Consider the following 17,999-nt stretch of genomic DNA (forward strand, 5'->3'; position numbering starts at 1 on the left):
ATACTCTCAATACCTGTCAGAAGATATCGTTAAGCATTACACCCACGCCAACACGGGTCTGATTGAAGTTGTAGTCAATCAGTGATTCGCCGTAGCCGCTGTAGACCTGGGTATAAAGACGCACATGCTTGGTAATGGGATAACTGGCCCCCAGCTCTGCGCCGCCGTAGCCGGTATTCCAGTTGTACTGACCTTTCACACTGATCACCGCGTCACCCAGGTGATAACCCATTTTCAACTGATAGTAGCCCATATATTTGGTGATATCAGGGTTATCGTCAGTGCTGCCGATAACGTACCACGGCTTAACTTCCACCAGCCAGTTACCGTTTTCAGCCATCAGCCGGGTGTAAAGGCGGTTCCAGCTACGTGAGGTGGGGTCGGATCGACCATTGGAGTCATGGTTATAGCCCATTTCGACATCGCGGAGCGTCCAACCGGCAAAACGATAGTCGGTGGCGAAACCGAGGAACAATTGCGGTTCATAGTTGGTTTCGCGAAACGGCGCAGACTCTTCACTGTTCGAAAGCTGCCACCAGGACTTCTGGGTATAGGAACCGCCGAGTACCGAGTTCGGGCCTAATATTCCGCGCCAGAGCGGAAACGCCAGGCTTAGCTGAAACTTAACCTCATCTTTGCGCGCATTTTCGGACCAGCTATAGCTGCTTATCGCCTCTTTGTTCATGTCGCTGGTATTGGTGTAGATGAGATAGTTGGTCTCATAAGGATAAAGCGTGAAAGGGTTGTCATGCTCCTGCAGCATGTTGGCGATGATACTGCCGCGAACCGCCGGTGCATCATGAATCTCTTTCACTGTCGCTTCCTGCGCATACGCGGTCAACGGCAGCATGACTGCTGGTAGTAACCATCCCAGAATCGCCCGCATCGGTAATGTTCTCCTGAACCAAAATATTGATGAATTGTATAATTATCTGGCAAGTATTCTACATACTTAGCGAGTTCCTCGTTAGTTATCCCGTCCTAAAGTAGAAAACAACAAATAATAAGCATAATATCAACATTTCATTAACCATTGAGATGTAGGGATCGTATGTCTGCCGTACTTACTGCTGAGGAAGCGCTGAAGTTAGTGGGTGAAATGTTTGTCTATCATATGCCGTTTAACCGGGCGCTGGGTCTGGAGCTTGAACGCTATGAGAAAGAATTTGCTCAATTAGCCTTTAATAATCAACCGATGATGGTCGGCAACTGGGCGCAAAGCATTCTGCATGGCGGCGTGATCGCGTCGGCGCTGGACGTTGCCGCCGGGCTGGTGTGCGTTGGCAGTACGCTGACCCGCCATGAGACGATCAGCGAGGACGAACTGCGTCAGCGAATGTCACGTATGGGAACAATCGATTTGCGCGTTGATTACCTGCGCCCGGGGAGAGGAAATCGCTTTACCGCTACCAGCAGCCTGCTGCGGGCGGGGAATAAAGTCGCCGTTGCGCGCGTGGAACTGCATAATGAAGAACAGCTTTATATTGCCAGCGCAACCGCCACTTATATGGTGGGGTAAGTGCTCAAAAAAAGGTAAACTGCTGTTACATTTCTGAAATGAGTTTTCCCGATGGATGCTAAACAAACGCGGCAGGGCGTGTTACTCGCTCTTGCTGCTTATTTTATTTGGGGTATCGCTCCTGCCTACTTCAAGCTGATTTACTATGTCCCGGCGGATGAGATCCTGACGCACCGCGTCATCTGGTCATTTTTCTTTATGGTGGTACTGATGAGCATCAGCCGCCAGTGGTCGGGCATCAAAACGCTGCTACAAACGCCAAAGAAGATCTTCCTGCTGGCGCTCTCTGCAGTGCTCATCGGTGGAAACTGGCTGCTGTTCATTTGGGCGGTCAATAATCATCATATGCTGGAAGCCAGCCTGGGCTATTTTATTAACCCGCTGGTGAATATTGTGCTGGGAATGCTTTTCCTCGGCGAGCGCTTTCGTCGCATGCAGTGGCTGGCGGTACTGTTAGCCGCCTGCGGCGTACTGGTACAGCTGTGGACCTTCGGATCGCTGCCAATCATCGCGTTGGGCCTGGCGTTCAGCTTTGCTTTCTATGGTCTGGTACGCAAGAAGATTGCCGTCGAAGCACAAACCGGCATGCTGATCGAAACCCTGTGGCTTTTACCTGTTGCGGCTATCTATCTGTTTGGCATCGCGGACAGCCCAACCAGCCATATGGGTCAAAACCCCATGTCACTCAATCTGCTGCTGATTGCTGCAGGTGTCGTGACCACCATTCCGCTGCTGTGCTTTACCGGCGCGGCGACCCGCCTGCGTCTGTCCACGCTGGGTTTCTTCCAGTATATCGGACCCACGCTAATGTTCCTGCTGGCCGTCACTTTCTACGGTGAAGTTCCGGGAGCGGATAAAATGGTCACGTTTGCGTTTATCTGGGTGGCGCTGGCAGTTTTCGTGATGGATGCGATTTATACGCAACGACGGGTACGTCGGAGCTGAAGAAGTGCCGGATAAGGCGTAACCGCCATCCGGCACAGCCATTACAGCCAGTTCTTGCGCTTAAAGTACAGATACGGTGCCAGACCCGCGAGCATCATAAAGACAATCGCCCCTGGGTAACCGAAGCTCCAGTGCAGTTCCGGCATGAACTCAAAGTTCATCCCGTAGCTGGAAGCCACCAGCGTCGGCGGCAGGAACACCACAGAGACCACCGAGAAGATCTTGATGATGCGGTTCTGCTCGATATTGATAAAGCCCATCGCCGCCTGCATCAGGAAGTTAACTTTCTGGAACAGTGATTCGTTGTGCGGCAGCAGGGATTCGATATCGCGCAGAATCTCGCGCGCCTGTTCCAGCTGACTCCCCGGCAAACGCGCTTTACGCACCAGGAAGTTCAGTGCGCGCTGGGTATCCATCAGACACAGGCGGACCTTCCAGCCGATATCTTCCAGTTCCGCCAGCGTCGAAAGCGCTTCGTCATATTCATCACCCTGACGCCCTTCCATGATCACACGGCTGAGTTTTTCCAGGTCGCTGTAGATATTTTCGATCTCATCCGCCAACTGTTCAATTTTAGTTTCGAACAGGTCGAGCAGCAGCTCGTAAGCGTTGCCATCCACCATCGCCTGATTACGCGCACGCATGCGGTACAGGCGAAATGCCGGCAGCTCGCGCTCGCGCAGAGTAAACAGGCGACCTTCGCGAATGGTAAATGCGACGGTTGAGTTACCCGCGTGATCGTCGGCATCTTCATAGAAGAAGAAGGAGTGAATGTGCAGACCGTCTTCGTCTTCAAAAAAACGCGCAGATGCTTCGATGTCTTCCAGTTCAGGGCGCGTAGCCAGATTCTGGCCCAAGTCCTTTTGCACACGGTTTCGTTCTTCGTCATCCGGCTCGACTAAATCGACCCAAACCGAACTGGCCAGGTGCTCGATCTCGTCTGCCTCAAGGCGAGTTAAACGATTGTTTTCCAGTTGAAATGCGCTCAGCATGACCGGGACTCCCAATGCAAAAAATTATCGGACAGTTCGGAGGGCACACAGAAACAAATTGGGTTTCAGACCATTAAACAGCCTGACTCAGCGCGACGGGAAAAAACAGAAGGTCGCTGACAACCGCGAAGGCTATCAGCAAAAAGGGATAGCCTTAGGAGTTGATCCTGGATGACAGGATAATGAGCCAGTATCTACTGGGTGTGTCCAAGGCGAATGTCCTCTTAGCGTAATCGTGCGCGCATGTTACGCCAGCAAAATTTTGACGTCAACACGCAACAGATGGCGAAAAAGTAATAATTTCCCCTTATACAAAAAGGTTAGCAGAGGGGAATTATTTATCTATGATTTCAGAATATTAACCGACAGATAGCGGGATGGCGGCTTCGCCTTGTCCGGCCTGGAAATCAAAATGTTACCCGGTCTGTAGGCCGGATAAGACGCACCAGCGTCGCCATCCGGCAAAGCCAAACCGATCAAACCGTTTCCAGTCTGGCGTAGGCCGCCACCAGCCATTTGATCCCTTGCCCCTGGAACGCGACCTGCAAACGACTGTGCTCACCGCTTCCTTCCAGATTGACGATGGTGCCCTCACCAAACTTAGCGTGGCGCACGCGCTGGCCGAGCTTGTAGCCGGTATCATTTTCCGCCATTGGCGTGCCCATCCGCTGATGGCTCACCGGGCGGCTAACCGTGGCGCGCAGGCGAACCTCTTCAACGCACGCTTCCGGCAGTTCGCCGATAAAGCGCGACGGACGGTGGTAAACCTCTTTGCCGTACAGACGACGCGTTTCGGCGTAGGTCAGCGTCAGCTTTTGCATCGCGCGAGTCACGCCTACGTAAGCCAGGCGGCGCTCTTCTTCGAGGCGCCCACCTTCGTCCAGCGACATCTGGCTGGGGAACATGCCTTCTTCCATACCCACGATAAATACCTGGGGGAACTCCAGACCTTTCGCCGAGTGCAGCGTCATCAGTTGTACCGCATCCTGCCAGGTATCCGCCTGCCCTTCGCCTGCTTCCAGCGCGGCGTGAGACAGGAACGCCTGTAGCGGCATTAAGTCTTCGTCTTCTTCGTTGTAGCTGAACTGGCGCGTTGCCGTCACCAGTTCGTCTAAGTTTTCGATACGCGTCTGACCCTTCTCGCCTTTTTCCTGCTCGTACATCATGCGCAGGCCGGAGTCTTTAATCACCCGGTCAGTCTGCACGTGCAGCGGCATATCGGCGGTCTCCTGCGCCAGCGCATCGATCAGCTCCATAAAACGCTGTAAGGCGCTGGCGGCGCGACCCGCGAGGGCTTTTTCCTGCAACAGCTCACGACAGGCCTGCCACAACGTAAGCTGGCGGTCACGGGAGGTCTGACGCACGACATCTAATGTACGATCGCCAATCCCGCGGGTTGGCGTATTCACCACGCGTTCGAATGCAGCGTCGTCATTACGGTTAGCGATAAGGCGCAGGTAGGAGAGCGCATCTTTGATTTCCTGGCGTTCGAAGAAGCGCATCCCACCATAGATACGGTATGGCATGCTGGCTTGTAACAACGCCTCTTCCAGCACGCGCGACTGGGCGTTGCTGCGATACAGAATGGCGCACTGTTCCAGCGCACCGCCGTTGTCCTGCCAGGTTTTGATACGATTGACCACAAAACGCGCTTCATCGAGTTCGTTGAACGCGCAGTACAGTGAGATTGGTTCGCCGTCGATGCCATCGGTCCACAGCTTTTTACCCAAACGCCCGTTGTTGTTTTCAATCAGGGCGTTGGCCGCGCTGAGGATGTTGTTGGTAGAGCGGTAGTTCTGCTCCAGGCGAATAGTTTCTGCGCCCGGGAAATCCGTGAGGAAGCGCTGGATGTTTTCCACCTGCGCCCCGCGCCAGCCGTAGATCGACTGGTCATCATCGCCAACGATCATCACTTTGCCGGTATCGCCCGCCAGCAGGCGGATCCAGGCGTACTGAATGTTGTTGGTATCCTGGAATTCGTCCACCAGGATATTGGTAAAGCGTTCGCGGTAGTGCTGCAGGATATGCGGCTTGTTGAGCCACAGTTCATGGGCGCGCAGCAACAGCTCGGCGAAATCCACCAGCCCCGCGCGGTCACACGCTTCCTGATAGGCCTGATACACCTTCTGCCAGGTTTGCTCAACCGGGTTGCCATAGCTCTGCAGATGGTGCGGGCGCAGCCCTTCGTCTTTCTGGCTATTGATAAACCACATCGCCTGACGCGGCGGCCACTGCTTCTCATCAAGATTCATCGCCTTGATCAAACGCTTGAGCAAACGCAATTGGTCTTCGCTGTCGAGGATCTGGAAATCCTGCGGCAGGTTCGCATCCATATGGTGCGCGCGCAGCAGACGGTGCGCCAAACCGTGGAATGTACCCACCCACATACCGCCCTGGCTGGTTCCCATGATCTGGCCAATACGGTGGCGCATTTCCGCCGCCGCTTTGTTGGTAAAGGTCACCGCCATAATGGAGTATGGCGAGTTGTTCTCTACCGTCAGTAACCAGGCGATACGGTGCACCAGCACGCGAGTTTTACCACTCCCCGCGCCGGCCAAAACCAGCATGTTGCTGCGTGGCGCGGCCACCGCTTCACGCTGTTTATCATTAAGGCTGTCGAGCAGGTAAGAAACGTCCATTGGCACCGCCGCGTAAAAGTAGGTAAGGCGGATAAGCGTAGCGCCATCCGCCAAAAAGCTGGGTATATATACAGAGTTCTGCTGGTGATTATATCAGCGAGGTCAGAGATGCCAACTGTGAAATTTCGATATGCGGCAGCAAACGGCTGTCTGCGGTTTGCATCAGGTCGGCATTTTCCGGTTTGATCCAGCAGGCCTGCATACCGCAACGGATGGCCCCCGCCACGTCTGTCGTCAGGTCATCGCCCACATGCAGAATCTCAGCCACGGGCATTTTCAGTTTATCCGCCGCCAGCGCATACATGTCGCTGAACGGTTTTGATCGCCCGTCGGGACCGGCGCGCAGCACAAACTCAAAGTAATCGCCCAGGCCGAACAGTTCTGGCTGTGCGTTACCGTTGGTGATCGCCACCAGCGGCCATTTGCGGGCCAGCGCCTTCAGCGTGTCATGCGTCGCCTGCGGGACGTCAATGCGGCTACGCCATTTGGCGAAATTCATCATCGCCGCATTTGCCCCCATTCTGGCTTCTGCTTCTGACAATCCCGCCTCCAGCATAGCGCGCTCTACGGCGCGGTGACGCCATTGGGTAACGTCGTGGTAGATTTCCGGCTCGGCGTCGCGAACGGCCTGACGTAAGCGCTGTAGGTCGCTATTTTGCAGCGAATTCAACGCCGGATGGTAATTCTGTACAAACGCGAGCGCTTCCTGCTCGGTGCGTGTGATAACGGGACGGTTATCGTAAAGGGTGTCATCAAGGTCAAAGGTGAGCGCAGAAATGCGCCCCAGAGGCCGGTAAAAACGCATTATTTCCCCCGTTTGGCGCGTGGATGCGCCGCATCGTACACTGAAGCCAGGTGTTGAAAATCAAGATGGGTATAGATTTGGGTAGTGGAGAGATTAGCATGCCCCAATAACTCCTGTACCCCGCGCAGATCGCCGCTCGACTCCAGCATATGCGTCGCAAAAGAGTGGCGCAATTTGTGGGGATGTACGTGGCTGTTCAGCCCCTGTTTGATCCCCCATTCCGCAAAGCGTTTTTGCACATTACGCGCAGAAATGCGTTTGCCCAGTTTTGACAGGAATAACGCATCGTCATCGCTGCCAAATAGCCCCCGCAGGTCCAGCCAGTGCTCAATCCACGCCACTGCATTGCGGCCAATTGGCAGGCGACGTTCTTTACTGCCCTTCCCCATCACCCATACTTCGCCGGTGTCGAGATCGAGATGTTTAATATCCAGCCCAACCAGTTCAGACAAACGCAGCCCTGCGCCGTACATCACTTCTAACATTGCCCGGTCGCGCACGGCGAGGGGATCGTTGAGGTCGATATCCAGCAGACGATTAACGTCGTCGACATCGATATTTTTAGGTAGATGACGCGGTGCTTTCGGCGCGGAAACACTTTTTGCGGGATTGGCTTTCAGCTCGCCCTGATTAACCAGCCAGTCAAAGAAACTGCGCAATGCGGAGAGACGCAGCGCCAGGCTCGCCGGCCCCAGCCCTTTACGACGGCTGCGCACGGCAAAACTGCGTACCATCGAAGCGTCACATTGTTGCCAGCTTTGCAGACCGGTCTCTCCGGCTAACGCAATGATGGCATCAAGCTGACGCTGATAATTCAGCAATGTGATCGGGCTAAGCTGGCGCTCAACGCCCAGATAGCGTAAAAAGCGCGCCACATCCTGAGAAAGGGGTGAATCGGTCATACGCGTTCAATCCAGCGCTCCAGCAGCTCCGGCAACATCAGCGAGATTTCCTGCAGTAATTGCGTACCTTGCCCCTGCTGGTAATGATTAACGTCGCGACTACTGAACAGCATCACGCCCAGGGATCCATCTTGCCCCAACATCGACATCGCCACCGAGCCTATCGCTTTCGCCTCGGGCATCATGACCAGAAGTTCCGGGCCATTGAGCGGTCCAAGATAGTGCAGTGACTGGCCCAGACGCTGAATACGCAGCGGTTCAAAAGCCTGACGGCTTAATGCCAGATGAGTGAATTTTGATGGCGCACCAAGTCGCCAGCGATCCGGGAACAGACGAACCGTCGCCCCAGCCAGCCCTAACTCACGCGCCCAGCGATGAAATCGCATCAGCATGTCGTCAAGACTGCTGGCCGATACCAGCCGTGCTTGCAGATTTAACAGACGATAGAACAGGCTTTCATTGGCGTTGGCTTGTTCCATCAACAACGCCATATTCTCTTCCAGCACGTTAATATGATTACGTGCCCGCGCCATATGCCATTCCACTAAAGAGACCGTGCCCCGCACCGGGTGTGGAACACGCATCGCTTCAACTGCCTGGGCATTACGGATAAAAAACTCAGGATTACGTTGCAGGTAATCGACGACCGCCCGGTCGTCCAGCTCCATGAGCGTTTCCTGTAGTTCTTCCCCTGGTTGCTTCATAAGTGAATAAATCCGTCGTAGACATGTGCCGCCGGGCCAGTCATATACAGCGGATGACCCGGACCTTTCCAGGCGATATCAAGTCGACCGCCCGGTAATTCCACCCTCACTTCTTCTGCCAGCAGGCCCTGCTGGATACCAACCGCAACAGCGGCGCACGCACCGCTGCCGCAGGCCTGCGTTTCACCCGCGCCGCGCTCATAGACGCGCAGCCGGATATGCTCGCGCTTTACCACCTGCATAAATCCGATATTGGCGCGTTCAGGAAAGCGTTCGTGACTTTCCAGAACCGGCCCCAACGTTTCTACCGTGGCCGTATCAACATCATCAACCTGAATTACGCAGTGCGGGTTCCCCATTGAAACCACGCCGCACAATACTGTCTGTTCAGCCACGCGCATAATATAGGTCTTCTCTGCTTTGTTGGCGCGAAACGGAACCTGCGCGGGTTCAAAATTGGGTTCACCCATATTCACCCGTACCAGCTCGTCGTCGGTTACGGTTAATACCATACGACCATTAGCGGTACTGACGCGAATATCACGCTTATTGGTCAGCCCTTTCAGGCGAACAAAGCGGGCAAAACAGCGGGCGCCATTGCCACACTGTGACACTTCACTACCGTCAGCATTAAAAATACGGTAGTGGAAATCCAGCTCCGGATCATACGGAGGTTCAACCACCAGCAGTTGATCAAATCCAACGCCGAGATGCCTGTCGGACAAGCGGCGGATCAGCTCTGGTGAGAAAAAGACATTCTGCGTTACCGCGTCGACGACCATAAAATCGTTGCCAAGGCCATGCATTTTAGAGAATTGCATCATTCACTCCGTTCACGCGGGTACAGAAATATACATCTATTCCTGCCGTCAGTAATTCACCTGAGAAGGCCCGTCACTAATCCCACGATCGTTTTTCTCTGGCGTGGTGGATTGTGATTGCGGCTGAACGCTCTTGGTCGGAGGCGGCGCGGTTTTATCTGCTGGCGGGAAATAGAGCGGGCCTTTTAGCCCACAGCCCGTCAGGCTGAACAGAGTAAAAATGACAGCGAGTGGCTTTAACACGTTTTTCATTATCGATTGCCTGTAAAGTTCATGCTTTCTGTTTTCTATCATCGCAGGAGAAGGCGTAAAAGCAAGAGTTAGCCTGTAATCTGCAACGCGTTTTGTTTCAGGTTATACTGCCGTCATCACGAAAAACAGGATAAGAAAATGAACGACAGTGAATTTCATCGCCTTGCTGACACCCTGTGGATGACCATTGAAGAGCGTCTGGATGACTGGGACGGCGGCAGCGATATCGATTGTGAGATCAACGGCGGCGTGCTGACCATCAGCTTCGAAAACGGCAGCAAAATTATTATTAACCGTCAGGAGCCGCTGCATCAGGTGTGGCTGGCGACCAAACAGGGCGGCTACCACTTTGACCTGAAAGGCGACGAGTGGATCTGCGATCGTAGCGGCGAAACGTTCTGGGATCTGCTAGAACAGGCGGCGACACAGCAGGCGGGTGAAGAGGTGAGCTTCCGTTAAGTTTTATTGCCGGATACGCTTCGCTTATCCGGCATCATGCTCACGAGAAATACTGCTGCAACAGCGGAGTGTCGTTTTCCTGACTGACGGGCGGCACGGCGCTAATCGGCTGGGTACGGAACGGGATCACCTGCGCGCGCCCATCGGTTTTCACAATCTGATAGAACTGCGGCAGGTTAAAGTTGATGAAGCTGGAGCCGTAGGTAAAGCGATCGTGCGACGACGAGTAGAAACGGCTGACATCGCGTACCAGCTCCTCTTTGCTGCCTTCGCAGTGGTGATACACCTCAGCCCGATTACTCTCATCCAGAATGTAGATATTAAAGCCCTGCTCATCACCCGTTTCTTCGAAAAAGAACTGAATGATCCCTTCGCTGGCAAAACCGTCAACCACTGACGGGAGTTTCACATGATTGGTCTCAACCTGAACGGAAAGCCCGTGCAGTTTGTTATGTGAAATCGCGCCATAAAATTCAATCGCGTTTTCCAGCTTCTGTACCGAAACGTTCAGGCGCTCGAAGAACAGACCCCACGTCTGACCAGAAACGCGCAGCGCTTTGAAGCGTCCGGTTTCCTGACGGGTGCTGGAGAGGCGCAACTCGATGCACTCAGACACCAGTTGCTGCACGCGGGTGCGAATTAAACCGCGCAGATGCTGGCTATAGCAGAAAACCTCGACGCTATCCGGCGGCGCGGCATCCTGGTGCATTTTGCCCAGAATCGTTTTTAACGCTTCAATCATCGCCTGCTCACCGTTGAAGTGCAGCGTACGCACTTCATTCCACGAGTTGCGGTACAGCAGGTCGACGCTACCCACCAGGCAATTTTGTTCTTCACCAAAGCTGAAGACGTCCAGCTTACGGAAATCAAAATGTACCACCTGATTGCGAAATGCTGCCGTCGGGTCATATTCAAGGTTAACGATAATCGCCAGGTGGCGAATCTCGCACGGGCTATAGAGCGCCTTCGGCGTTGGCGCTGGCAGTCGCAGCGGGAAATGATGCGACACGTCGGCGACCATTTCTTGCAGCTTCGGCAAATCAACAATGCCGTTGCCCTTAATAAATAAATGCGTACGCGAGGTCAGCAGGCCGTTGAACCAGGCCCACGCCACCAGTTTATTGAGGTAGCGGTTATATTCAAGCGGCTGATGGCTGATGATCGAGTCCATGTTAGGCGCGCGGTTATAGAGATACCAACCCGAACGGTTGGCACGGCCCGGCGGCACATGGATAAAGGTCAGATTCGGTTCCGAGAGATCCGGAGATATCTGCGGGTTCACCAGCGTTACTTTACCTGGTAATGCTTCAAACGCGGCATACAGCTTACGGGTCAGCACGCCGATATCCTGCGGGCTGGCGCTCACGCTGAGGTTATTTCGGCGGGCAAAACGGATCAGGTTACGATAGCTCTGCATCATCGCATCAAGCAGTTCGTTATGCGCTTCGCGTACCTGGTCAATCTTCCAGTTAGCGCGGTTATCCAGCATGGTCAGACGGGCGTCATCCCAGCCCCACTCTTTCACTAACTGACTTAATACTTCACGACGCCAGCCCACGCAGGCGCGCTCGCGGCTCAGTTTCTCACACACTTTTAAGTAGAAACATCGACGCACTAAATCCAGACGAGTCGGGTCTTCGATCGCCGTGAGGTACTCGGTAACGCGCTCCAGCATCATGCAGTAAGGGTCGAGACCAAAAGAGACGATCTCACCATCGTGCAGGCGCTGTTTAATATCTTTCGCCAACAGGCGTGGATTGGGGTATTCCCAGGAATAAGCTTCCAGCAGCAGCGTTTTCAATACCGCTTTGTACGGGGAGTCGATACTCTTGTACAGCTGCCAGAGGCTGGCGCCAAAGTACTCTTCGGCGGAGAGCGAACTGAGTCCGCCGAGATCCAGCCATTCGTTTGGCGTTAACACACCCTGTGCGTAAAGCGTCATGACGTAATCGTCGTAATGCTCTTCTTCGTCGCCCGGCACCATATTCCACAGAATACGTTTACCCGCGAGACGCACAGCGGTGCGATAGAATTCATCAAGCAACAGGATATGCTGCGTCGAGCCACAGTCTTCACCACCCAAACTGCCGCTTTCATTGTGGCGGAAACGGTTTTCATCAATCAGGAAGAAGCTGACTTCCACGCCCAGCGAGGCGGCCCAGCTTTCCAGCAGGCTACATTTACGCTGCAGCAGCTGGCGCTCTTCGCTATCCAGCCAGGATTGATGGCAGACCCAAATATCAAGGTCAGAGGAACAGCTTTGCCCTACCGAAGAGGTGCTGCCCATTGAGTAAACGCCGGTGATAGGCAGTTCGCCCTTGGGAGGATCCTGCGGTGACATACCGCGGTACAGTTCCAGTTCGTTCAGGTAGTGGCGTTGGGTTTCATCAGGCGTGTAAAGGCATATGCCTTTGGGAACGTTACCATCAAGGTAACCCGGCATCAGCGGATGGTGGTAGTGCAATAATGTCGGCAGCAGACTGTATACCTGCTGGAAGGCAGGTCCCATGGCAGCAAGCGCGCGATCCACACGCAGTTGATTTATGGCATCCAGTCTCTGTTTCAGAGTCTCAATATAGAGGTACAAGACGTATCGCCTGATGTTGCTATCCGTCATGTTGTCGATTGCTGCGGCACAAGCGCTCACAATAATCGTCATCAATTCGGATAAACCGTATGTCAAAAATAACCGTTACCTGTTTTTTCGCCCATATTTTTTTATGCTGTACAGCCGAAAAAATGGTCTAAAACGTGATCAATTTAACACCTTGCTCATTGACCGTAAAGAAAGATGCGCTACATACAAGTGTAGCACCGTTCGTTACGTGTAAATTCCTTCATACGGTCGGGAGGTTTCTCGTCATTATTCACTGCCAGTGATGATGCAGCGCCTTTTCCTCTCACTCACGTTTGAGCGTAACGCTGACATCCCTTTGATAAGGATGTTAGGATGGTCAATGATTGATAATGACGGTAACAAGCATGTTAGACAATGTTTTGAGAATTGCCACACGCCAAAGCCCCCTTGCGCTCTGGCAGGCACATTATGTCAAAGACGCCTTAATGGCAAACCACCCCGGTCTGATCGTGGAACTGGTTCCGATGGTAACCCGTGGCGATGTGATCCTTGATACCCCGCTGGCGAAAGTCGGGGGGAAAGGGTTGTTTGTTAAAGAGCTGGAAGTCGCGCTGCTGGAAAAACGCGCCGATATCGCCGTGCATTCCATGAAGGATGTGCCGGTTGAGTTCCCTGACGGTCTTGGACTGGTCACCATTTGCGAGCGAGAGGATCCGCGTGATGCTTTCGTCTCAAATAAGTACAACACGCTGGATGAACTCCCGGCAGGCAGTATCGTCGGGACATCCAGTTTGCGTCGCCAGTGCCAGTTGGCAAAGCGTCGCCCGGATCTCGTCATCCGTTCGCTGCGCGGCAACGTAGGTACGCGTCTGAGCAAACTGGATAGCGGCGATTATGACGCCATTATTCTGGCGGTCGCCGGATTAAAACGTTTAGGTCTTGAGTCGCGAGTCCGCACCGCTCTGCCGCCGGAAGTCTCCCTACCCGCTGTCGGGCAAGGCGCAGTTGGCATAGAATGTCGACTGGATGATATGCGCACTCAGGCGCTGTTAGCGCCGCTCAACCATGAAGAGACGGCGCTGCGCGTCAAAGCCGAACGCGCCATGAATACCCGCCTGGAAGGGGGATGTCAGGTCCCTATCGGCAGTTATGCAGAACTCATTAACGGTGAGATTTGGCTGCGGGCGCTGGTCGGCGCGCCTGACGGTTCGCAGATGGTATGCGGAGAACGTCGCGGCGCCGCGCAGGAAGCTGAACAGATGGGCATCTCTCTGGCTGAAGAGCTGCTGGAGAACGGCGCGCGCACCATTCTGGCTGAAGTTTACAACGGAGAAGCCCCCGCATGAGTATTCTGGTCACCCGCCCGTCTCCCGCAGGGGAAGAGTTAGTGAGCCGTCTGCGCACACTGGGGCAGGTGGCCTGGAGCTTTCCGCTCATCGAGTTTTCGCCCGGTCGGGAACTGGCAACGCTTGCTTCCCGACTGTCGGCGCTGACGGAAAACGATCTGGTCTTCGCCCTCTCGCAGCACGCCGTCACCTTTGCAGATGCCGAGCTTCAGCAACAGGGGAAAAGCTGGCCCTCCCTTCCGCGTTATTTTGCCATTGGTCGCACAACGGCGCTGGCGCTGCATACCGTTAGCGGTTTCAATATTCACTACCCTCTGGATCGGGAAATTAGCGAAGTCTTGCTACAATTACCTGAATTACAAAATATTGCGGGAAAACGCGCGCTTATATTACGCGGCAATGGTGGCCGTGAGCTGATAGGTGAAACCCTGACAGCACGCGGAGCTGATGTCGATTTTTGTGAATGTTATCAACGCAGTGCAAAATATTACGATGGTGCAGAAGAAGCGATGCGCTGGCAATCTCGTGGTGTGACCACGGTGGTTGTCACCAGCGGAGAGATGCTACAACAGCTCTGGTCGCTCATTCCGCAGTGGTATCGTGAGCACTGGTTACTACGCTGTCGGCTGCTGGTCGTCAGTGAGCGTCTGGCGCACCTCGCCCGGGAACTGGGCTGGCAAGATATTAAGGTCGCTGATAACGCCGACAACGATGCGCTACTACGCGCATTACAATAACTCTCATAATGGGATGCCATAATGACGGAACAAGAAAAATCCTCCGCCGTGGTTGAAGAGACCAGGGAGGCCGTGGAAACCACGTCACAGCCAGTCAATACTGAAAAAAAGAGTAAGAACAGCACGGCGCTGATTCTGAGCGCAGTGGCGATTGCTATTGCGCTGGCTGCAGGCGTTGGGCTGTACGGTTGGGGGAAACAGCAGGCAACAACGCAGACAGCAACCAGCGATGCGCTGGCGAACCAGCTTACGGCGTTGCAAAAAGCGCAAGAAAGCCAAAAAGCTGAGCTGGAAGGCATTATTAAGCAGCAGGCAACGCAGCTGGATGAAGCCGCTCGCCAGCAGGCCGCGCTGGTCAAACAGCTTGACGAAGTCCAGCAAAAAGTCGCCACTATCTCCGGCAGCGATGCCGGGACATGGCTGCTGGCGCAGGCTGATTTTCTGGTGAAACTGGCCGGTCGCAAATTATGGAGCGATCAGGACGTTACTACCGCCGCGGCGCTGCTAAAAAGCGCGGACGCCAGCCTGGCGGATATGAATGACCCAAGCCTGATTACCGCCCGTCGTGCGATTACCGACGATATCGCGAGCCTCTCTGCGGTGACTCAGGTCGACTATGACGGCATTATCCTGAAAGTGAATCAGCTCTCTAACCAGATTGATAACCTGCGTCTGGCCGACAACGACACCGATGATTCGCCGATGGATTCCGACAGCAGCGAGCTTTCCAGCTCGATCAGCGAATGGCGCGTCAATCTGCAAAAAAGCTGGCAGAACTTTATGGACAGCTTTATCACCGTTCGCCGTCGCGATGAAACCGCCGTCCCGCTGCTGGCACCGAACCAGGACGTTTACTTACGTGAAAACATCCGTTCTCGCCTGTTAGTGGCCGCCCAGGCCGTGCCGCGTCATCAGGAGGAAACATATCGCCAGGCGCTGGAAAACGTCTCCACCTGGGTGCGCGCCTACTACGACACCGACGATGCAGCCACCAAAGCTTTCCTTGAAGAGGTAGACCAACTGAGCCAACAAAGCATCAGCATGGACGTACCGGAAACGCTGCAGAGCCAGGCGCTTCTCGACAAGCTCATGCAGACCCGCGTACGTAATTTACTGGCACAGCCTGCCACAGCGCCGGTTGCAGCAGCTCCTGCGCCTTCAGCTGAAACTCCGGCAACTGCGCCGCAAGGAGAATAATGATGCTAAAAGTATTATTGCTCTTTGTGCTATTGATCGCCGGGATCGTTGTCGGTCCAATGATTGCCGGTCATCAGGGCTACGTACTGATCCAGACGGATAATTACAATATCGAAACCAGCGTGACGGGTCTGGTGATCATTCTGATCGTCGCAATGGTCGTCCTGTTTGCGATTGAATGGCTGCTGCGCCGAATTTTCCGCACTGGCGCGCATACCCGCGGATGGTTTGTCGGTCGGAAGCGTCGTCGCGCCCGTAAGCAGACCGAGCAGGCGCTGCTCAAGCTGGCAGAAGGCGATTATCAGCAGGTTGAAAAGCTGATGTCGAAAAACGCCGATCATGCAGAACAGCCGGTAGTGAATTACCTGCTGGCGGCAGAAGCTGCTCAACAGCGCGGTGACGAAGCTCGTGCCAACCAACACCTTGAGCGTGCTGCCGAACTGGCCGGAAATGATACGATCCCGGTAGAAATCACTCGCGTTCGCCTGCAGCTGGCGCGTAATGAAAATCACGCCGCGCGCCACAGCGTAGATAAACTGCTGGAAGTGACGCCACGTCATCCGGAAGTGCTGCGTCTGGCTGAACAGGCCTACATTCGTACCGGTGCATGGAGTTCGTTACTGGATATCATTCCATCCATGGCAAAAGCGCACGTGGGTGATGACGAGCACCGTGCGATGCTGGAACAACAAGCATGGGTTGGTCTGATGGATCAGGTTCGCGCCGATCAGGGCAGCGAGGGGCTACGTGCATGGTGGAAAAACCAGAACCGTAAAACCCGTCACCAGGTTGCCCTGCAGGTGGCAATGGCTGAACATCTGATTGAGTGTGACGATCACGATACGGCACAGCAGGTCATCATTGATGGTCTTAAACGCCAGTATGACGACCGCCTGGTGCTGCCGATCCCGCGTCTGAAAACCAACAACCCGGAACAGATAGAAAAAGTGTTGCGCCAGCAGATTAAAGCCGTCGGCGATCGCCCATTACTGTGGAGCACGCTGGGCCAGTCGCTAATGAAGCACGGCGAATGGCAGGAAGCCACGTTCGCCTTCCGTGCCGCTCTCAAACAGCGTCCAGATGCCTATGACTACGCCTGGCTTGCTGACGCGCTGGACAGACTGCATCAGCCGGAAGAAGCCGCCACCATGCGTCGTGATGGCCTGATGTTGACGCTGCAGAACAACAATCCCCCGCAGTAATTCCCTCTTGCCCGGTGACGCTTCGCTTACCGGGCCTACCGTTATTTCATATACATCAAATCATTCGAGATGCTTCGAGGCGACTTGAAGGATGAGGTGTATATGCATAAAAAAACGCCCGCTCTTTTGGAGCAGGCGTTAAACAGGTCTGTATGACAACATAAATGGGTGCTTCACTCAACGTTATGTCCATGGTGTTTGATGAGGCCAGAGCGACATCTGTCTGTGGACGATAAGCACCGTAAACGGCTCTGCATCATTCCTGAGTTTATGAGGCCAGATGGCGAACATAAGAGATGGAATGAGCATCTACCCGTATATTATTGCACAAGGCATGCCACGATTGCACTGCAAAAACAATGGAACCGGACTTTTTAAGACATCAGGAAATTCGGGGAAATAAAGGCTGAGAAGGGAAAATCAGAAAACAAAAAACCCCGCCGAAGCGGGGTTCAAAATTGGTCGGCGAGAGAGGATTCGAACCTCCGACCCACTGGTCCCAAACCAGTTGCGCTACCAAGCTGCGCTACTCGCCGTTTTACTGCTTTTTGAATTTTTAGTTCAATTCTTTAAGTCGTGGTGCGAGGGGGGGGACTCGAACCCCCACATCCTAAGGACACTAACACCTGAAGCTAGCGCGTCTACCAATTCCGCCACCTTCGCATTTCACAACTTTAAATTAATGGGGTGGCTAATGGGATTCGAACCCACGACAACTGGAATCACAATCCAGGGCTCTACCAACTGAGCTATAGCCACCACTGCAAATCTTTTACGCGGTATTAAAACCACCGCAGCTCCGGCACCTTACTAAATGGTGCGCCCGACAGGATTCGAACCTGAGACCTCTGCCTCCGGAGGGCAGCGCTCTATCCAGCTGAGCTACGGGCGCTTAGCGCCG

The 17,999-nt window shown here is 54.2% G+C and carries 17 protein-coding genes and 4 tRNA genes; 7 read left to right on the top strand and 14 right to left on the bottom strand.

Annotation, left to right across the window (positions count from 1 at the left end):
* Positions 1 to 16: 16 nt before the first annotated feature.
* The gene (pldA, locus tag HVZ39_RS24385; protein WP_016157849.1) at positions 17 to 886 is read right to left on the bottom strand and encodes a phospholipase A; all 870 of its coding nucleotides are present in this window, start codon (positions 884 to 886) and stop codon (positions 17 to 19) included.
* Between the two features lie 165 nt (positions 887 to 1,051).
* On the opposite strand from pldA, the gene yigI reads away from it, so the two are divergent.
* On the top strand, positions 1,052 to 1,519 hold the full coding sequence (yigI, locus tag HVZ39_RS24390) for an acyl-CoA thioesterase YigI (protein ID WP_003017917.1): 468 nt from the start codon (positions 1,052 to 1,054) through the stop codon (positions 1,517 to 1,519).
* A gap of 51 nt (positions 1,520 to 1,570) precedes the next feature.
* On the top strand, positions 1,571 to 2,464 hold the full coding sequence (gene rarD / locus HVZ39_RS24395) for an EamA family transporter RarD (protein WP_016155131.1): 894 nt from the start codon (positions 1,571 to 1,573) through the stop codon (positions 2,462 to 2,464).
* A 41-nt stretch (positions 2,465 to 2,505) separates the two neighbouring features.
* Here the strand turns inward: rarD and corA are convergent, their stop codons facing one another.
* From corA to HVZ39_RS24430, 8 genes are all read right to left on the bottom strand, one after another.
* Positions 2,506 to 3,456, bottom strand: coding sequence for a magnesium/cobalt transporter CorA (gene corA, locus HVZ39_RS24400; RefSeq protein WP_003017920.1), 951 nt, complete (start codon positions 3,454 to 3,456; stop codon positions 2,506 to 2,508).
* A 154-nt stretch (positions 3,457 to 3,610) separates the two neighbouring features.
* Complete coding sequence (gene ysgD, locus HVZ39_RS26495; protein ID WP_212723238.1) at positions 3,611 to 3,667, bottom strand: YsgD/CorL family protein; 57 nt, start codon at positions 3,665 to 3,667, stop codon at positions 3,611 to 3,613.
* 265 nt (positions 3,668 to 3,932) lie between these two features.
* On the bottom strand, positions 3,933 to 6,095 hold the full coding sequence (gene uvrD, locus HVZ39_RS24405; protein WP_016155130.1) for a DNA helicase II: 2,163 nt from the start codon (positions 6,093 to 6,095) through the stop codon (positions 3,933 to 3,935).
* An 88-nt stretch (positions 6,096 to 6,183) separates the two neighbouring features.
* The gene (yigB, locus tag HVZ39_RS24410) at positions 6,184 to 6,900 is read right to left on the bottom strand and encodes a 5-amino-6-(5-phospho-D-ribitylamino)uracil phosphatase YigB (protein ID WP_016155129.1); all 717 of its coding nucleotides are present in this window, start codon (positions 6,898 to 6,900) and stop codon (positions 6,184 to 6,186) included.
* A complete protein-coding gene (xerC, locus tag HVZ39_RS24415; RefSeq protein WP_046274891.1) occupies positions 6,900 to 7,802 on the bottom strand; it encodes a tyrosine recombinase XerC in 903 nt (300 codons plus the stop codon). Before xerC ends, yigB begins: the two co-directional genes overlap by 1 nt.
* Positions 7,799 to 8,506: a DUF484 domain-containing protein gene (locus tag HVZ39_RS24420; protein WP_047358746.1), complete on the bottom strand. Its 708-nt coding sequence runs from the start codon at positions 8,504 to 8,506 to the stop codon at positions 7,799 to 7,801. Before HVZ39_RS24420 ends, xerC begins: the two co-directional genes overlap by 4 nt.
* Entirely contained in the window at positions 8,503 to 9,327 is an 825-nt protein-coding gene (gene dapF / locus HVZ39_RS24425) for a diaminopimelate epimerase (protein WP_016155126.1), read from the bottom strand. The genes HVZ39_RS24420 and dapF overlap by 4 nt, the downstream gene beginning before the upstream one ends.
* Positions 9,328 to 9,375: 48 nt before the next feature.
* The gene (locus HVZ39_RS24430; protein ID WP_003017937.1) at positions 9,376 to 9,579 is read right to left on the bottom strand and encodes a lipoprotein; all 204 of its coding nucleotides are present in this window, start codon (positions 9,577 to 9,579) and stop codon (positions 9,376 to 9,378) included.
* 138 nt (positions 9,580 to 9,717) lie between these two features.
* Here HVZ39_RS24430 and cyaY point away from each other — a divergent pair, with 138 nt between their 5' ends.
* Positions 9,718 to 10,038 carry an iron donor protein CyaY gene (gene cyaY / locus HVZ39_RS24435; protein ID WP_181633065.1) on the top strand — a complete coding sequence of 107 codons (321 nt, stop codon included), beginning with the start codon at positions 9,718 to 9,720 and terminating at the stop codon, positions 10,036 to 10,038.
* Positions 10,039 to 10,078: 40 nt separating this feature from the next.
* On the opposite strand, the gene cyaA is transcribed toward cyaY, so the two are convergent.
* On the bottom strand, positions 10,079 to 12,625 hold the full coding sequence (gene cyaA, locus HVZ39_RS24440) for a class I adenylate cyclase (RefSeq protein WP_019078435.1): 2,547 nt from the start codon (positions 12,623 to 12,625) through the stop codon (positions 10,079 to 10,081).
* Positions 12,626 to 13,020: 395 nt separating this feature from the next.
* Here cyaA and hemC point away from each other — a divergent pair, with 395 nt between their 5' ends.
* Genes hemC through hemY form a run of 4 tightly spaced genes read left to right on the top strand, consistent with a single transcriptional unit; the run spans position 13,021 to position 17,098 of the window.
* On the top strand, positions 13,021 to 13,962 hold the full coding sequence (gene hemC, locus HVZ39_RS24445; RefSeq protein WP_181633066.1) for a hydroxymethylbilane synthase: 942 nt from the start codon (positions 13,021 to 13,023) through the stop codon (positions 13,960 to 13,962).
* Positions 13,959 to 14,699: a uroporphyrinogen-III synthase gene (gene hemD / locus HVZ39_RS24450; RefSeq protein ID WP_016155122.1), complete on the top strand. Its 741-nt coding sequence runs from the start codon at positions 13,959 to 13,961 to the stop codon at positions 14,697 to 14,699. The genes hemC and hemD overlap by 4 nt, the downstream gene beginning before the upstream one ends.
* A gap of 21 nt (positions 14,700 to 14,720) precedes the next feature.
* A complete protein-coding gene (hemX, locus tag HVZ39_RS24455) occupies positions 14,721 to 15,896 on the top strand; it encodes a uroporphyrinogen-III C-methyltransferase (protein ID WP_019078439.1) in 1,176 nt (391 codons plus the stop codon).
* A gap of 2 nt (positions 15,897 to 15,898) precedes the next feature.
* Positions 15,899 to 17,098, top strand: a complete 1,200-nt coding sequence (gene hemY / locus HVZ39_RS24460; protein WP_016155120.1) for a protoheme IX biogenesis protein HemY — start codon at positions 15,899 to 15,901, stop codon at positions 17,096 to 17,098.
* 459 nt (positions 17,099 to 17,557) lie between these two features.
* Here hemY and HVZ39_RS24465 read toward each other — a convergent pair.
* The 4 genes from HVZ39_RS24465 to HVZ39_RS24480 all read right to left on the bottom strand — a co-directional run bounded on the left by HVZ39_RS24465 (position 17,558) and on the right by HVZ39_RS24480 (position 17,990).
* Positions 17,558 to 17,634 (bottom strand) — tRNA-Pro (locus HVZ39_RS24465).
* A gap of 41 nt (positions 17,635 to 17,675) precedes the next feature.
* A tRNA-Leu gene (locus HVZ39_RS24470) sits at positions 17,676 to 17,761 on the bottom strand.
* 20 nt (positions 17,762 to 17,781) lie between these two features.
* A tRNA-His gene (locus HVZ39_RS24475) sits at positions 17,782 to 17,857 on the bottom strand.
* Positions 17,858 to 17,913: 56 nt separating this feature from the next.
* A tRNA-Arg gene (locus HVZ39_RS24480) sits at positions 17,914 to 17,990 on the bottom strand.
* Positions 17,991 to 17,999 lie beyond the last annotated feature (9 nt).

Origin of the sequence: Citrobacter sp. RHB35-C21 (genome assembly GCF_013816515.1) — a bacterium.
In the GTDB taxonomy this organism is placed as follows: Bacteria; Pseudomonadota; Gammaproteobacteria; order Enterobacterales; family Enterobacteriaceae; genus Citrobacter; species Citrobacter braakii.